At 44.7% G+C, this 16,115-nt stretch carries 21 protein-coding genes; 18 read left to right on the top strand and 3 right to left on the bottom strand.

Annotation, left to right across the window (positions count from 1 at the left end):
• Window positions 1-61: 61 nt before the first annotated feature.
• Both FD967_RS05725 and FD967_RS05720 read left to right on the top strand, forming a co-directional pair.
• Window positions 62-1,270, top strand: coding sequence for an O-succinylhomoserine sulfhydrylase (locus tag FD967_RS05725; RefSeq protein ID WP_215324990.1), 1,209 nt, complete (start codon window positions 62-64; stop codon window positions 1,268-1,270).
• Window positions 1,271-1,304: 34 nt separating this feature from the next.
• Window positions 1,305-1,928 carry a bifunctional 2-polyprenyl-6-hydroxyphenol methylase/3-demethylubiquinol 3-O-methyltransferase UbiG gene (locus FD967_RS05720; protein WP_215324988.1) on the top strand — a complete coding sequence of 208 codons (624 nt, stop codon included), beginning with the start codon at window positions 1,305-1,307 and terminating at the stop codon, window positions 1,926-1,928.
• 112 nt (window positions 1,929-2,040) lie between these two features.
• On the opposite strand, the gene FD967_RS05715 is transcribed toward FD967_RS05720, so the two are convergent.
• From FD967_RS05715 to modB, 3 genes are all read right to left on the bottom strand, one after another.
• Window positions 2,041-2,349 (bottom strand): high-potential iron-sulfur protein, encoded by a 309-nt coding sequence (locus FD967_RS05715; protein ID WP_215324985.1) that lies wholly within the window; start codon window positions 2,347-2,349, stop codon window positions 2,041-2,043.
• Between the two features lie 165 nt (window positions 2,350-2,514).
• A complete protein-coding gene (locus tag FD967_RS05710) occupies window positions 2,515-3,624 on the bottom strand; it encodes an ABC transporter ATP-binding protein (protein WP_215324984.1) in 1,110 nt (369 codons plus the stop codon).
• Entirely contained in the window at window positions 3,624-4,274 is a 651-nt protein-coding gene (gene modB / locus FD967_RS05705) for a molybdate ABC transporter permease subunit (protein WP_215324983.1), read from the bottom strand. Before modB ends, FD967_RS05710 begins: the two co-directional genes overlap by 1 nt.
• Window positions 4,275-4,385: 111 nt before the next feature.
• On the opposite strand from modB, the gene FD967_RS05700 reads away from it, so the two are divergent.
• The 16 genes from FD967_RS05700 to FD967_RS05625 all read left to right on the top strand — a co-directional run bounded on the left by FD967_RS05700 (window position 4,386) and on the right by FD967_RS05625 (window position 16,114).
• Window positions 4,386-4,727, top strand: coding sequence for a metalloregulator ArsR/SmtB family transcription factor (locus tag FD967_RS05700; RefSeq protein ID WP_215324982.1), 342 nt, complete (start codon window positions 4,386-4,388; stop codon window positions 4,725-4,727).
• Window positions 4,728-4,806: 79 nt separating this feature from the next.
• The gene (gene soxC, locus FD967_RS05695; protein ID WP_371819320.1) at window positions 4,807-6,162 is read left to right on the top strand and encodes a sulfite dehydrogenase; all 1,356 of its coding nucleotides are present in this window, start codon (window positions 4,807-4,809) and stop codon (window positions 6,160-6,162) included.
• The gene (locus FD967_RS05690) at window positions 6,146-7,225 is read left to right on the top strand and encodes a c-type cytochrome (RefSeq protein WP_215324980.1); all 1,080 of its coding nucleotides are present in this window, start codon (window positions 6,146-6,148) and stop codon (window positions 7,223-7,225) included. Before soxC ends, FD967_RS05690 begins: the two co-directional genes overlap by 17 nt.
• 85 nt (window positions 7,226-7,310) lie before the next feature.
• Window positions 7,311-7,763, top strand: coding sequence for a thiosulfate oxidation carrier protein SoxY (soxY, locus tag FD967_RS05685; RefSeq protein ID WP_215324979.1), 453 nt, complete (start codon window positions 7,311-7,313; stop codon window positions 7,761-7,763).
• A gap of 57 nt (window positions 7,764-7,820) precedes the next feature.
• Complete coding sequence (gene soxZ, locus FD967_RS05680) at window positions 7,821-8,129, top strand: thiosulfate oxidation carrier complex protein SoxZ (protein ID WP_215324978.1); 309 nt, start codon at window positions 7,821-7,823, stop codon at window positions 8,127-8,129.
• Window positions 8,130-8,185: 56 nt separating this feature from the next.
• Window positions 8,186-9,001 (top strand): sulfur oxidation c-type cytochrome SoxA, encoded by an 816-nt coding sequence (gene soxA, locus FD967_RS05675; RefSeq protein ID WP_215324977.1) that lies wholly within the window; start codon window positions 8,186-8,188, stop codon window positions 8,999-9,001.
• 16 nt (window positions 9,002-9,017) lie between these two features.
• Complete coding sequence (soxX, locus tag FD967_RS05670; RefSeq protein WP_215324976.1) at window positions 9,018-9,656, top strand: sulfur oxidation c-type cytochrome SoxX; 639 nt, start codon at window positions 9,018-9,020, stop codon at window positions 9,654-9,656.
• A gap of 45 nt (window positions 9,657-9,701) precedes the next feature.
• Complete coding sequence (soxB, locus tag FD967_RS05665) at window positions 9,702-11,432, top strand: thiosulfohydrolase SoxB (protein ID WP_215324975.1); 1,731 nt, start codon at window positions 9,702-9,704, stop codon at window positions 11,430-11,432.
• A 22-nt stretch (window positions 11,433-11,454) separates the two neighbouring features.
• Complete coding sequence (locus FD967_RS05660; RefSeq protein ID WP_215324974.1) at window positions 11,455-11,880, top strand: DsrE family protein; 426 nt, start codon at window positions 11,455-11,457, stop codon at window positions 11,878-11,880.
• A gap of 9 nt (window positions 11,881-11,889) precedes the next feature.
• Window positions 11,890-12,852 (top strand): MBL fold metallo-hydrolase, encoded by a 963-nt coding sequence (locus FD967_RS05655; protein WP_251368981.1) that lies wholly within the window; start codon window positions 11,890-11,892, stop codon window positions 12,850-12,852.
• Window positions 12,853-12,911: 59 nt separating this feature from the next.
• On the top strand, window positions 12,912-13,226 hold the full coding sequence (locus FD967_RS05650) for a hypothetical protein (RefSeq protein WP_251368980.1): 315 nt from the start codon (window positions 12,912-12,914) through the stop codon (window positions 13,224-13,226).
• Window positions 13,227-13,246: 20 nt separating this feature from the next.
• Window positions 13,247-14,368 carry a YeeE/YedE family protein gene (locus tag FD967_RS05645; RefSeq protein ID WP_215324972.1) on the top strand — a complete coding sequence of 374 codons (1,122 nt, stop codon included), beginning with the start codon at window positions 13,247-13,249 and terminating at the stop codon, window positions 14,366-14,368.
• A gap of 22 nt (window positions 14,369-14,390) precedes the next feature.
• Window positions 14,391-14,828, top strand: coding sequence for a YeeE/YedE family protein (locus FD967_RS05640; RefSeq protein WP_215324971.1), 438 nt, complete (start codon window positions 14,391-14,393; stop codon window positions 14,826-14,828).
• Window positions 14,829-14,843: 15 nt separating this feature from the next.
• Window positions 14,844-15,263, top strand: coding sequence for a DUF6691 family protein (locus FD967_RS05635; RefSeq protein WP_251368979.1), 420 nt, complete (start codon window positions 14,844-14,846; stop codon window positions 15,261-15,263).
• Window positions 15,264-15,321: 58 nt separating this feature from the next.
• The gene (locus tag FD967_RS05630) at window positions 15,322-15,666 is read left to right on the top strand and encodes a TIGR01244 family sulfur transferase (RefSeq protein WP_215324967.1); all 345 of its coding nucleotides are present in this window, start codon (window positions 15,322-15,324) and stop codon (window positions 15,664-15,666) included.
• 28 nt (window positions 15,667-15,694) lie between these two features.
• Window positions 15,695-16,114, top strand: coding sequence for a thioesterase family protein (locus FD967_RS05625; protein WP_215324965.1), 420 nt, complete (start codon window positions 15,695-15,697; stop codon window positions 16,112-16,114).
• Window position 16,115: the final 1 nt, after the last annotated feature.

The following is a 16,115-nucleotide window of genomic DNA, read 5'->3' as shown; positions in this document are numbered from 1 at the left end:
ATCGAGTTCCTCGGACATGCGTGTCTGAGGCAATTCTGTAATTCGGTGTCAAAATAGCGCTATGAAGAGTAAAACTACCCGTAAAAAACCTGACTTCTCTAAGCTCGCGCTTGAAACCTTGGCGGTTCGTGCAGGTACACGCCGTACTGCTGAATATCAAGAGCACTCTGAGGCCATGTTCCTCACTTCGAGCTTTTGCTTTGATAGTGCTGAACTTGCAGCGGATGGTTTTGCACATGCAGATCAGGGTTTTATTTATTCTCGCTTTACCAATCCTACTGTCAGTATGTTCCAGGATCGATTGGCTGCGCTAGAGGGCGGCGAAGCTTGTATTGCAACTTCTTCTGGTATGGCTGCTATTTTGACGATGGCAATGTCGCATCTTCAGGCGGGAGATCACGTGGTTTGTTCTCGCTCTGTATTTGGTGCCACCATCCAATTATTTAGCAATATTCTGGGGCGCTTTGGTATTACAACGACCTATGTGGATTTGTCAGATACTAAAGCTTGGCAGAGTGCCGTCCAAGAAAATACCAAGTTGTTTTACTTGGAAACGCCTTCCAATCCATTGACTGAAATTGCGGATATCAAAGCTATCTCTAAGATAGCAAAGAAAGCTAAAGCTTTATTTGCAGTTGATAACTGCTTTTGTACGCCGGCCTTGCAAAAGCCACTTGCATTAGGTGCTGATGTAGTAATCCATTCGGCAACCAAATATTTGGATGGCCAGGGTCGTGTGGTTGGTGGCGCTATTGTAGGTAGCAATGATTTCATCATGGGCAAAGTATTTCCCTATGTGCGTACTGCTGGCCCAACACTCTCAGCGTTCAATGCCTGGGTGTTCTTAAAAGGTTTAGAGACTCTAGAGTTGCGTATGAAGCAGCAGAGTCAAAATGCTCTAGAGATTGCTCAATGGTTGGAAAAGCAGCCTGGAGTAGAACGCGTTTATCATCCTGGTCTGAAGTCTCATCCTCAACATGCGCTGGCTAAGCGCCAGCAAAAAGCGGGTGGTGCTATTTTGTCCTTCACACTTAAGGGTGGAAAAAAAGCTGCTTTCAAGCTAATCAATCAAACGAAACTCTGCTCCATTACGGCAAACCTGGGGGACACTCGTACAACGATTACCCATCCTGCTACAACGACACACTGCCGAGTAAGTCCAGAGGCTCGCAAAGCTGCAGGCATCACTGATGGCTTGGTTCGCATCGCAGTTGGTCTCGAGAGCGTAGTGGATTTAAAGAGTGATCTCATTGGTGGTTTGAAGAAGTAATCCAACATCAAATTAATCCAAGATCAGGGAATTCATGAGCTTTGCAGATGCTACCCAGTTCTGGAATGAACGCTTTGATAAAAAAGAGTTCATCTTTGGTAAAGAGCCAAATGAATATCTGGTTGAGCAAGCGTCTCGTTATCTTAAGCCTAGCTCCTCTGTTCTTTGTATTGCTGATGGAGAAGGGCGCAATGGTGTTTGGCTTGCTAAACATGGAATGCGCGTCACGGGTTTTGATGTTTCCGATATTGCATTAAGCAAAGCAAATCAGTTTGCTGCTGATAACGAAGTCAATATCCAATACAGTCTTTGTGACACCGATGGCTTTGATTGGCAGGCTAGCTCATATGATGCGGTAGTTGGTATCTTCATCCAGTTTGCTGATCCCGAAATGCGCGCCAGAATTTTCAAGCAAGTACATCGGACTTTGAAACCAGCTGGCCTATTTATTCTGCAGGGATACACTCCAAAGCAGTTGGAGTACAAAACCGGTGGCCCATCACTTATTGAGCATCTCTATACTGAAGAAATGATTCGTGAGTTAAGTCAAGATTTTGAAATTCTCGAATTACAGTGTTATGAAAAACGATTATCAGAAGGTCCCAGGCACACTGGTATGTCAGCATTGCTCGGAATGGTTGCCAAAAAGATTGTATGAAAACCGTCGACATTAAGTGCATCGCAGGTTGGTAGCAGTTATCGAGATACTTTCAGAAATAAAAAAGACTGCCGAAGCAGTCTTTTCAATTAAGCCTATAGCTAAAGAAGGGTTAAGCCTTCTTAGCGTATGCAGAGCACCAGCCTTTACCAGCAACTTGCTTGCCAGCAAACAAAGAGCAACCACCGGCAGCAGAATCAGGCTTACCTTGGTACAAAGCGCAGTTGCCGCATGCCTGACCAGCGGCGTACTTAGGGTACTTTGCTTTGTCTACAGCAGTAGCGTTTGCTTTGTAACCCAATGCAGCAGCTTGTGGATCTGTTTCAGCAACCATGGCTTGGGCTTGAACATGACCATTCAAGGCCAAGGTGCAAGCACCAGCAGCAGACAAAATCATAAATTGGCGACGACTATTTTTCATATGAGCTCCGTTTATTTGTTATTGAGTAAAATAATAATTTTGAGGATACTAGCATATAAAGTGGATGTTATCTGTCTGTTATGAGGATGATTTCAAAGGCTGACTGGGTAACTTATGTGTACATAGCCTGGTTTACAGAGTATTACTAAGTAAATTCCCAAGATTTTAATTTCCAATGAAGCGTCTAGGATCATTAATTAGCCGTAAGGGCATGATGTGAATTTGATTGCCATCAAGCTCGATATGCATTTGCTTGCCGACTTCCATCTCCAGCCTCCTGACTTCGGCGGAGGAGGCCTCCCATTCAACAGTATTTTTACTCTCTTGAATACGTAACTGGGTCACAGCTATCTGGCCAAGACTACTCATCTTTTGAACTAAGGCAGGTATGCTAGTTTGCGTTGGTTTGTTATGAAGGCTTAAGCCACTTTGGGGGATGACCCAGGCAACCCGAGATTTCGGTGGAATCTTTCCTTTATCCGCAACTGAAAAGACCTTTGCGCAGCCATCCCAAGTCAAGCTGCCGGTGTCGAATACGCCATTAAACAGATTGCTAATGCCAACCAATTCAGCAACCCTTGAATTTCTCGGCTTCTGAAACAGTACTTGTGGCGCTGCAGTTTGCAGGCTAATACCTTGGTCAATAACAGTAATATGATCAGCCAATAAATCAGCCTCACGTAGGTCATGAGTGACTAACAAGATGGGGATGTTTAAGTCTGAACGTAGATCTGCCAATATTTTGTATAGACTTTGACGTGTTGGTGTGTCGATCGCCGAAAATGGCTCATCTAGTAATAAGACTTTCGGCTGTCTAGCAAGTGCTCTTGCAATAGCAACGCGTTGCTGTTGTCCGCCAGATAGTTGATTTGGCATGCGCTCTGCGAGATTAGCAATACCCATGCGATCAAGCAGATCCAAGCTAATAGCCTTGCGCTTAGATCTGGAGATGTCAGTGTTCTGCAATGGAATCGTCACATTATCCAAGGCGCTGAGATGGGGAAAAAGAGCGTACTGCTGAAATAAGAAGCCGCAAGAGCGTTCTGCCGGCGAGAGTTGCTGGACTTTGCTGCGCAGATCATCCCCCTCAAACCAGACCTCGCCGTCACACTCAATTTTTCCACTAGCGGGTTTGTTTAAGCCTGCAATCGTTCTGAGAACGCTAGTTTTACCACTCCCGGAGGGTCCTACTAAAGCATGCAATTCTCCTGGAGCGCACTCAAGATTGATTTGTAGCTGGCTTGGAGCGGTCTGTTGAATTTTGACCCTTAACATTAGCTTAAGCCTTTGCGCAAATTTGGATTGCGCCCCAGTACTCCATAGGAAAGAGCAATGCACACCAGAGATATACCCAAGAGGACAAGAGCAATAGCGCCGGCACCAGAGGTGTCAAAGCTCTGAACCTTGTCATAAATTGCAATAGAGGCTGTTTTTGTTTCACCAGGTATTGCGCCACCAACCATCAGGACAACGCCGAATTCCCCAAGGGTATGGGCGAAGGTGAGGGCGGCTGCACCAGTAATGCCACGCCAAGAGAGGGGAAGTTCAATTAAGCGAAAGATTTGCCAATTACTGAGGCCGCTGACTTGGGCGGCCTCTCGAATTTCAGGATTAATAGCCTCAAAGGCCCGCTGTATAGGCTGAATTGCAAATGGGATATTTGCAATTAGCGATGCAAGTAGGATTCCTGTAAATGAGAATACAAGGGGAACGCCGAAAATACTGGTGTTACCAAATGAAACCAGAAAGTAGTAGCCCAAAACTGTCGGCGGAAGCACCAAGGGAAGAGCCAGAGCAGCCTCAACCCATGGTCGGCTTCTATTGAGATTCACTAGCTTATGGGCAACCCATATCCCAAATGGCAACATCAGAGCCATGGTCCAAAAAGCAAGCTTTAAGGACAGCAGAATTGCATCAATATCCATTCAGTGATTGTATTGCCTTCAAAGCTTAGGGTATTCCACTATATGGGTATCAAACTCTTTGGTGTCAAATATATACACATATACAAATATACGCATATATCGTTATAAATAATGAATATTGAAACTAAAGCAAAAAAAGCCACCAAAAATCTCTCTCCGCAAGTAATGGAAGAGGTTTTTTCACGTGTTGCTGAATACTTCAGCGTTCTTTCGGAACCGTCACGCTTACGCATCATGTATGCAGTGTGTAGCGGTGAAAAGTCTGTATCTGAGGTTGTTGAGTTGTGCGGCTCGAGCCAGGCTAATGTTTCACGTCACCTTTCTGCGCTTCACAAAGCGGGAATTTTGCTTAGACGCAAAGAGGGCATCACTGTCTTTTATTCAATTGCTGATAACGCCACTGTGGAAATGTGCCAAACCGTGTGCGCCAAGATTGCCGAGAGTTTGCATTAATTTTTTAGTATTTATTGACCAAAGTAGAGATCACATGAATAAAAAACAAGTCGAGATTAGAGCTCAGGACATCAGCACAATCGAAAAGCCATTTAATCAGGCTCGCCTAGTAAAGGCACCAGAACATTTTATCTCTCAGGAGCTCATCGCCGATATCAATGCAAACGGCTTAGATGAAACCCGCCGTAGCTTCTTACGTAAGGGCTTTATGTCTGCTCTTGGTGGTGCAGCAGCTGGACTGGCGACCCCACTAGCTATGGCGGCAGGCGAGGGTGACCCAGCTATTCTGGAAAAGCAAGAATGGCAAACAACGCTTGGCAAGAATGTAGCAACCATGCCATATGGTGTGCCATCAATTTATGAGTCAAACCTCATTCGCCGTGAGTCGCCGGGCTTGACCCGAGTATCGGCAGCCTCTGTTGCCTTTACTCCGCTTCAGGGCTTGTTCGGAACCATCACTCCCAACGGATTGCATTTTGAGCGCCATCATCAGGGCTGGTACAACGTCAATCCAGAAACACATCGCTTGATGGTCAATGGCTTAGTGAAGAACCCACGTGTTTTCACGATGAATGATTTAATGCGTTTACCTTCGGTATCTCGTACTCACTTCATTGAGTGTGGTGCAAATACTGGATTAGAGTGGGGTAACGTTGCTGTTCCAACTGTGCAGTACACCCACGGCATGCTTTCTTGCTGTGAATTTACAGGAGTTCCTCTAAAGGTATTGTTGGAAGAGTGTGGTGCCGACCTTAAAAAAGGCAAGTTCATGTTAGCCGAGGGCGGTGATGGTTCAGGGATGACCCGCACTATCAATCTCGAGAGTTGCCTTAATGACACAATTGTTGCTTGGGCCATGAATGGTGAGATGTTGCGTCCAGAAAACGGCTTTCCATTGCGCTTGGTAGTTCCTGGGGTGCAGGGTGTGAGCTGGGTGAAATGGTTGCGGCGTTTAGAAGTAGGCGATACGCCTTGGAATACCAAAGACGAAGCGGTTCACTACATTGAGCTCATGCCAGATGGAACACATCGTCAATACGCATCAATACAAGAGTGTAAATCCGTCATCACAACGCCCTCAGGCGGTCAACAATTGCTTGATAAGGGCTTCTATAACGTGAGTGGTATGGCCTGGTCTGGTCGGGGAAAAATTACTCGAGTGGATGTTTCTTTTGATGGCGGCAACAACTGGCGAACAGCTCGCCTAGAAACGCCTGTCCTCACTAAGTCTATTACGCGCTTTAATATCGATTGGGTATGGGATGGCTCCCCGGCAATCATGCAATCAAGAGCTGTAGATGACACCGGCTACATTCAACCTTCGATCAAAACACTTCGCAATGTCCGCGGTACACGCTCGATCTATCACAACAATGCAATCCAATCATGGAAATTGGATACAAACGGCGAGGTGAGCAATGTTCAAGTTGGATAAATTTAGCATCGGTCTAGGATTTGCGACGCTCATCGCAATTAGTTCTCAACAAGTATTAGCGCAATCTGGCTCAGCCAAATTCCCTGGTATTGGTAGAACGGCTACTCCTGCAGAAGTTGCAGCCTGGGATATTGATGTGCGCCCAGACTTCAAAGGTTTGCCTAAAGGATCTGGTTCTGTTGAAAAGGGTCAGGTTATATGGGAGGCTAAATGCGCCAGTTGCCATGGCACCTTTGGTGAGTCTAATGAAATCTTTACGCCTATCGCTGGTGGTACCTCCAAGGATGATTTGAAGACAGGTCGAGTTGCCTCTTTAAAAGATATGAAGCAGCCTCAAAGAACGACCTTAATGAAGGTGCCCACAGTATCTACATTATGGGATTACATTTATCGCGCTATGCCATGGAATGCTCCTAGATCACTGACTCCTGACGATACTTATGCATTAGTTGCATTTATCTTGAGTCTTGGTGAAGTTGTTCCAGATGATTTTGTTCTCAGCGATAAAAATATTGCTGAAATTAAAATGCCAAACCGCAACGGTATGACGACTAAGCATGGCTTTTGGAATGTAAAAGATAAGCCTGACGTCAATGGCAGTGCATGTATGCTTAACTGTGTACCATTTGTGCAAATTGGATCAACCTTGCCTGACTTTGCTCGCAACGCTCATGAAAATATTGCTGAGCAAAATCGAATGTACGGCCCATATCGTGGTGCAGACACCACGAAGCCACCCATTAAACAATTACCTGGTTCTTCAGGAGCTGGGTTGGCACATGCAGCAGATACCCATTCTTCTGCAGCAAAAGGTCCGTCAGTACTCTTTAAAAATGAGAACTGCTCTGCTTGCCATGCCCCCAATGCCAAGTTGGTTGGACCATCAATTGCAGATATTGCTAAAAAGTATGAGGGTCAGAGTGGTGCAGTGGATAAGTTAATGACCAAGGTGAAAGTGGGGGGAGCAGGGGTGTGGGGCTCAATCCCGATGCCAGCTCAAGCCCAGCTTACTGATGAAGATCGCAAGGCTTTAGTGGTTTGGATGCTTTCTAGCGGTAAATAAAAAGCTATTTTTGGTAGTAAGTAGGGTGTTTTAATGCAAAATAAGTAATAAATTGAGAGAAGTAAAGATTAATAAAGGAGTTTTTATGAATCAGCAGCGTCGCAGTGTATTGAAGTACTCAGCAGTATTTGGCTTGATGGCTTCTGCAGGCCTTATTAGTTCTGCTCAAGCCCAAGAGTGGAATAAAGCTGCTTTTGAAGGTAAGGGTATCGATGATGTGTTTAAGATCATGGGTGCTAGTAGCCCAGAAAAATCATCCGCGGTTACTTTAAATGCCCCTGATATTGCTGAAAACGGCGCGGTCGTTCCCGTTGGAATTATCACTTCGCTTAAAGCAGAGCAAATGGCAATCCTGGTTGAAAAGAATCCAAGCGCACTTGCGGCTCAATTCTTTATCCCAGCCGGTACAGACGCTTTTGTCACCACTCGCATCAAGATGGGTCAAACATCTAATGTATATGGTTTAGTCAAGGCTGATGGTAAGTGGCTAATGACTGTTAAAGAAGTCAAAGTAACGCTTGGTGGTTGCGGCGGTTAATTCCGCAGTAATTCAACAGAACAATTCATTTATATATAGAGTAAAAAAGGAACCAAAATGGCTGATCCAATGCGCGTAAGAGCTGCTGAAAATGGTGGCACTGTAGACGTAAAAATCTTGATGAAACATGATATGGAATCTGGTCAGCGTAAAGACGCGTCCGGTAAAACTATTCCAGCTTGGTTTATCAACACAATTAATGTGAAGGCAAATGGTAAGGATGTATTTAATGGTCAATTTGGTCCGGCGGTATCTAAGGATCCATTTTTGAACTTTAAGTACAAAGGTGCTAAGGGCGACAAAATTGTTGTGACTTGGAATGACAGTAAAGGCGACAAACGCACTGATGAAGCAACTGCTTCTTAATTGTTTTTTTGCTTTAATAAATCTTTACCGCCTCCGTGGTTCTGAAAGGGTAGGAAATGCAGCGTAAATTGACCTTAGGGCTAGCTACTGGTCTAGTAGTAGCTTTATTAACAATGACATCCTCGGTGTCAGCACAAAAGAGTGCTACAGACGATATTGCTAAGTATCGCGAGATGATTGCCGACGGAAATCCTTCAGAGCTCTACGAGGCGGCAGGTGAAGAGCTGTGGAAAAAACCTGCTGGGCCAAAGAATGCAACTCTTGAACAATGTAATCTAGGTTTGGGGCCTGGGGTTGTGAAGGGTGCCGCGGCTCAGCTGCCACGCTACTTCAAAGATACTAATAAGGTTCAAGATTTAGAGTCTCGCTTGATGACGTGCATGCAAGTATTGCAGGGTCGCGATCCACAGGAAATGATTGATGCTCTATTCCAAAAGGGTCCTAAGAAGGACATGGAGGCTATCGTTGCCTATGTTGTTACTTTATCTAAGGGTGACAAGATTAAGGTAAGCACCGCTCATCCAAAAGAAAAAGAGATGTATGACCTTGGTAAGCGCGCTTTCTTTTTCCAGGGCGGTCCGATGGACTTCTCCTGCGCATCTTGTCATGCGGAAAACGGTAAGCGTATTCGTTTGCAAGATTTACCCAATATTACAGAGCAAAAAGGTGCTGCTTTAGGTTGGGGTTATTGGCCAGCCTACCGCGTATCGAGCGGTCAATTTTGGACTATGCAGCAGCGTTTGAATGATTGCTTCCGTCAGCAACGTTTCCCTTTCCCTATATATAGCTCGGACGTGACTATCGCTTTGTCTATGTATATGGCAAAGACCGCAAATGGCGGAACAGTCGAAACACCTGGCTTAAAGCGTTAATGGATAAGAGATGAACATGAAAATTACACACTTAAAACAACTCTTAGCTGCTATTGGATTTATTTTTGCCGCTGGCTTGGTTCAAACTCCTGCTCTTGCTCAACAGAAAAATGATCCAAAATTTAACAAGATGATTCAGGAAAGCTTTAAAGCTGATGGTATTGCAGGATTAAATCGTATTGATCAAGATATTACGCAGAAGTTCTGCTCAGATCCTCAGTTTGCAAACAGCAAACAAGGTCAGGCCATGCGCGAGAAAATCCAGAAAATCAATATGGATTCAATAAAGCAGCCTGCTGATGGAAAATATATAGGCGACTGGAAGAATGGCGAGCGAATTGCGCAAAGTGGTCGCGGTGCAACCTGGACCGATACGGCTGATACCCCTATTGGCGGCGGTTGCTATAACTGTCACCAGATTGACTCCAAAGAAATTTCTTATGGAAACATTGGCCCATCGTTAACTGGTTATGGAAAAGTGCGTGGCTACTCCAAAGAGGTGGTCACCTACACTTGGAATCGCATCAATAATTCCAAGGCCTATAACGCTTGCAGTAATATGCCGCGTTTTGCTCACTTCAAATTATTGAATGAGCAGCAAATGCAAGATGTCATGGCTTTACTGCTTGATCCAGAATCACCTGTGAATAAATAATATATTTAAACAGGCCGAAAGGCCTGTTTTCTTAAGGGAATAACTATGCCTTTAAATCGTCGTGAGTTTTTACAAGCATTGGCTATCGCCTCCGCAGGTGGCATGAGTTTGCAATCTAATTTTGCTAGCGCACAGACAACTGCCCAAAAATTCTATGATTTGCCAAAGTTTGGCAATGTACATTTCTTGCATTTCACAGATTGTCATGCCCAGCTGTTACCAATCTACTTTCGTGAGCCCAATGTCAATCTTGGCATTGGTACGCAAGAGGGTAAGGCACCTCACTTGGTCGGCGAATATTTTCTAAAGGCTAACGGCATTAAGTCAGGGACGCGTGATGCCCATGCCTTTACTTATCTTGATTACGTTGCGGCGGCGCAAAATTACGGCAAGATGGGTGGCTTCGCTCATATGGCAACTTTGATTAAGCAAATCAAAGCAAGTCGTCCAGGCTCACTATTGTTAGATGGTGGTGATACTTGGCAGGGATCTGGCACGGCACTTTGGACCAATGGTCAGGATATGGTTGATGCTGCCTTGCTCCTAGGTGTCGATGTGATGACTCCGCACTGGGAAATGACACTAGGCGAGAAGCGCGTCATGGAAATTGTGAATGGCGATTTTAAGGGAAAGGTTTCTTTTCTTGCTCAAAACATTAAAACCGCAGACTTTGGCGACTCCGTTTTTAATCCTTATGTAATGAAGGTGCAGAACGGGATTCAAGTCGCCATCATTGGTCAAGCTTTCCCATACACGCCAATTGCTAATCCACGTTATTTCACGCCAGACTGGACATTTGGTATTCAGGAAGAAAATCTTCAGAAGACGATTAATGAAGTAAAGGCTAAGGGTGCAAAAGTAGTTGTGTTGCTATCCCATAACGGTATGGACGTGGATTTAAAGATGGCATCACGTGTTACTGGCTTAGATGCGATTATGGGTGGCCATACGCATGATGGCGTTCCGACTCCAGTCAAGGTAAAGAACTCGAATGGGGTAACTTTAGTTACCAATGCAGGTTCCAATAGCAAATTCTTGGGTGTGCTTGATTTTGATGTCAAAGGTGGCAAGCCCGTAGACTTCCGCTACAAGCTTTTCCCAATCTTCTCGAATATGATTCCCGCTGATCCTGCGATGAATAGGCTGATCGCTAAAGTGCGAGCGCCATATGAAGCTAAGTTGAATGAGAAATTAGCCACTACGGATGGTCTTTTGTATCGTCGTGGTAATTTCAACGGCAGTTTCGACCAGTTAATTTTGGATGGATTGATGGCTCAGAAGAATGCAGAGATTGCTTTCTCTCCAGGCTTCCGTTGGGGCACAAGCTTATTACCAGGCCAAGCTATTACTCGCGAGAACTTGTTAGACCAAACTGCGATCACTTATCCATACACCACGGTTACTAATATGTCTGGTGAAACTATCAAGACTATCTTGGAGGATGTGGCAGACAACCTATTTAATCCAGATCCGTATTACCAACAGGGTGGCGACATGGTTCGCGTAGGTGGTATGCAATACACCATTGATCCGGCAGCATCTGCCGGTAAGCGGATTAGTGATATGCGTTTAAATGGCAAGGACATCGATCCTAGCAAGACCTACAAGGTTGCTGGTTGGGCGCCGGTTAGCGAAGACGCTAAGAATGTTGGTGGCGAACCAATTTGGGATGTGATGGAACGCTATTTGCGTGATGTTAAGGTGGTTAAAGCCGTGAAGCTCAATGAACCCATCATTAAGGGTGTAAAAAACAACCCCGGAATGGTTTCACTCTAATACTTTTTATCCGAGATAAACAATGAAAAAATTACTTCAGTGCCTGGCAGTTACTTTTACCCTGTTTGCTAGCGGAGCTTATGCTGCAGGACCTACAGAAGTGGTTTATCACATTGATGATGCTGAGTCTCAAGGCATTAAAGGCCTACGTAATATACGGAACCACCTCGATGTATCCCCGCAGACCAAAATCATTGTTGTTACTCATGCCAATGGCGTCGACATCATGATGGAGGGTGCAAAAGATAAGAAGAATGGAATTGAATACGCACCTCTGGTTGGTGCGTTGAAGTCGCGTGGTGTTCGTTTTGAGGTCTGCGAGATTACGCTAAAGAATCGTAATCTGAAGAAAGATCAATTTACTCTAGATGCAGACTTCACTCCATCGGGAGTTGTTCGAGTTGCCGATCTTCAATATCAGAATCATTTTGCTTATATAAAGCCTTAAGCTATGCAGTTGTCGTATCTTAAGTTGTGCTTATATGTCCTACGAGCGCTTTCCCTTGCCTCGGCCTTACTGCTTATATCTGTAACCACTACTCACGCATCCGATGATTTAATCCTCAAGCCTATTCAAGTAGCGCCAAATACGTATTTCGTAAAAGGCTTAGCAGAGATGGGTAGCAGTAAAAATCAAAACTTTATTTCCAATGCGGGATTTGTGATTACGCCAAAAGGTGTGGTTGTCATTGATGCCTTGGGTTCGCCAGCGCTTGCCAAGAAACTCATTGCGGAAATTAAAAAGCTCACATCTCAAAAAGTCGTCGCAGTCATCGTAACGCATTACCATGCGGATCATGTTTATGGACTCCAAGAGTTCAAGCAGCTTGGGTCGAAGATTTATGCCCAAGGAGAAGGAAGAAACTATATCTCCTCTGAAACTGCTAAGCAGCGCCTGATCGCATCACGGACTGATTTTGCTCCTTGGGTAAATGCATCTACTAATTTAATTTCTGCAGACGTCTGGATAGATCAGAGTTTCACGCTGACAGTTGGGGGCGTCGAATTGAAGATTGGAAGAGTAGGTCCTGCCCATGCGCCTGAGGATTTAATTATTTATGTGCCATCGGAAAAAGTCCTTTTTGCTGGAGACTTGGTTTTTCGGGGTCGCATCCCCTTTGTTGGTAATGCCGATAGCAAGGGCTGGTTGAAGGCTTTGAATGAGATCGAATCACTAAACCCTAGTGTCGTGATTCCCGGCCATGGCGCGCACTCGATTAATCCAACTCAAGATATCCGCTTCACCAGGGAGTATTTGAAGTATTTACGTCAATCGATGGCAAAGTCGGCTATCGATATGGATCCTTTTGAGGAGGCCTATCAGCAGACAGATTGGTCAGAATATGAAGGAATGCCCTTGTTTAGGGCTGCAAACCGCATGAATGCCTATAACGTTTATCTATCCATTCAGGCGGAATAAGGCAAATTTGTCATCTGGCTTTAAAATAGTCGTTTATTTCGCTAAATGACTGATTTCTAATGAAATTACTGCTAATTAAGCTTGGATTTACGTTCGTGGCTATTTTGGGCCTGAACTTATCCGTCTACGCTACATCGGATCTTGCCAATGGCAAAAAAATTGATCAGCAGAAATGCTACGCCTGCCATGCCAAGAAATCTGGATTTGGCAATGGTGACATGATCTACACCCGCAGCGATAGTAAGGTTAAAAACCTTCAGAACTTAAAGACCATGGTCGCTTTGTGCAATACAGAATTGCGTCTTGATCTTTTCCCTGAGGATGAGGCTGACGTAACGGCCTTTCTCAATAAGCAGTTTTATAAATTTAAATAATTTCAGTAAAGATTTTTATTATGGATGCAGTGGATATTTCCTTTCTTAGCAAATCCGTTTTACTTGCTACCTTTGCAGTAACTTTTCTGCTTGGCGCAGTGATGCAAAAAACAGGTTTTTGTAGCATGGGCGCAGTCTCAGATATTTTTATTATGTCTAGCTGGGGTCGTTTGAAGCAGTGGTTTCTGGCTATTGGCGTTGCCATAGTCGGGTTTGCTTTGATGTCTTACTTGGGGCTCATTGATCCACTGAAAAGTATCTACACCAGCAATAAGTTTTTATGGTTATCCGCCATAGTAGGTAGTACTTTATTTGGTTTTGGCATGGTGCTTTCTTCTGGTTGCGGCAGCAAGACTCTTGTCCGCATTGGCGGCGGTAATCTCAAGTCCATCATCGTGTTCGTTGTCCTTGGGCTTTCGGCATACATGACTTTGAAGGGCTTTCTGGGCGTGATTCGTGTTAACACCTTAGATTCAGTATTCATTGCTTTGAGTACTTCTCAAGATTTACCAAGTATCTTGGCTCCAATTACTGGTATTGCTCGCAATAACTTACATCTAGCTTTAGGTTTAATAGTGGGATTTGCCTTCATTGCTTATGCGCTAGCAAGTAAAGCTTTTTGGACCGCTGAAAATCTATTTGCTGGAACTTTTGTTGGTCTGGCTATTTGCGCTGTGTGGTGGATATCAGGTAACTTGGGCTTTGTTGCTGAGGATCCCAATACCTTAGAGGAAGTTTTCTTGGTAACCAACTCTGGTCGCATGGAGAGTCTCTCCTTTGTGGCGCCTTATGCATTCTCGCTTGAATGGTTGATGCTATACAGCGATACTTCAAAGGTGATCACTGTCGGTATTGCTGCTGTCATCGGAATGATTACAGGATCTGCCTGTGTTTCCATTTTTACTAAGTCATTTCGCTGGGAGAGCTTTCGTGATACTGAAGATACAGCCAACCATTTAGTTGGTGCGACTTTGATGGGATTTGGTGGGGTTACAGCACTTGGCTGTACTGTCGGCCAAGGCTTAAGTGGTATCTCCACATTGGCAATTGGATCACTGCTTGCTTTGCCAGGATTTATCTTCGGTGCCTACCTAGCTCTTCTTTATTTAGAAACCCGCAATGCACCTAATCCCTGTAGTTAACCCATAAATTAGGCTGGATGATATGCAGATCGATTGGCTTGCCTTTACTCCTGGCCCCGCATTTCTTGGTGGAATTTTGTTGGGCCTTGCAGCTGCCTTATTCGTCATCCTCCATGGTCGCATCCTAGGTATCAGTGGAATTATTTCTGGACTATTGTCGCCCAAAGAGGGCGATATTCATTGGCGCTTAAGTCTTGTTTTGGGATTATTGAGTGCGCCAATTTTAGTCAGCCTCTTTTTTGGTCTTCACACAATAACTGTAATTGATGCTGACTGGATCACCATTATTGTTGCCGGTGTACTGGTGGGTTTTGGTGCCAACTATGGCTCTGGTTGCACTAGCGGTCATGGTGTTTGCGGCCTATCCCGTCTTTCGCCAAGATCTTTAGCTGCTACGCTGTCTTTCATGAGTGCTGGATTTTTAATAGTCTTTCTCATTCGTCATGTACTGGGCCTATAAATCATGAGAGGATATTTGAATTTTTTTAGTCAATATTTGATAGGTGTTTTATTTGGAATTGGCTTGATCATTTCCGGTATGAGTAATCCGCAAAAGATCCTTAATTTTCTTGATCTGGCTGGCAACTGGGATCCATCCTTAATTTTTGTGATGGGTGGTGCAATTATGGTGGGCCTCGCCGGTTTTTATTTGGCTTCCAAGCGTTCTGAAGCTTTTTTTGGTGGCGCACTACATATTCCCACTCGGAGAGATATTTCCAAGCCCCTCATCATAGGCAGCCTCATTTTTGGAGCGGGTTGGGGTATCGCTGGTTTCTGCCCAGGCCCTGCAATTGTTGCTCTTGGGGCAGGTCACCTTAAGGCTCTCGTCTTTATATTGGCAATGTTAGCTGGCATGGCCATCTGCAACCGCTTCTTTACAGGCCACAAAAAGTAAGTCTGATTTAGAATCTAAGTTATTAGTTTTTAAATTCCTATCATTTTTTGAGGTTTAGATGAGCCTTCCTATTGCCTGTCATACCGACCATTTCGGTACCTTGGGTCAAATCGACCCAAGTCACTTAGCTGAGATTGTTAAACAAGGTTACAAAAGCGTAATTAATAATCGCCCAGATTATGAAGGTGGTCCTGACCAACCTACGAATGCGCAAATTCAGGCTCAAGCTGAAGCCTTGGGTTTGAACTATGCTTTTTTGCCTGTAATCCCTGGCGCATTTACGCCGGATCAAGTTGTTGAGATGGCACGTTTACTAAAGACTATGCCGGGTCCCATTTTGGCCTTCTGTCGTTCTGGTGCTCGCTCTACCAATTTGTATCATATGGCTTTACAAGTTCGCTGATGCAGTATTGATTATCCAGTAAGCATTCATGCGCATTGAGATCCCGGAAGCAAAAAAGTTTGTTCATCAGATGTGTATGCCTATTCGTTGGGGTGACATGGATGCATATGGACATGTTAATAACACGGTGTACTTTCGGTATATGGAGCAGGCTAGGGTAGAGTGGATTACATCTCTCGGATATAGCGTTGCTCCTGGCGACGAATCTATGTTGATGATCAATGGCTTTTGTAACTTCTATCAACAGCTTACCTATCCAGGCGAACTCATTCTAAAAACCTACATCGGTAATATTGGTCGTTCAAGTTTGGATGTTTACACTACGATGGCTTTAACTACTGAGCTAGATACGATGGCTGCGGTCGGAGGCGCTACTATGGTGTGGGTGGATCTAAAGACAGGTAAATCGTCACCTTGGCCCGATCACGTGATCTCTAAGCTGCAATAGG

It is taken from the genome of Polynucleobacter sp. JS-Mosq-20-D10, assembly GCF_018687755.1.
In the GTDB taxonomy this organism is placed as follows: Bacteria; Pseudomonadota; Gammaproteobacteria; order Burkholderiales; family Burkholderiaceae; genus Polynucleobacter.
The sequence above is the reverse complement of the archived record's forward strand: the minus strand, read 5'-3'. Positions and strand labels throughout refer to the sequence as shown.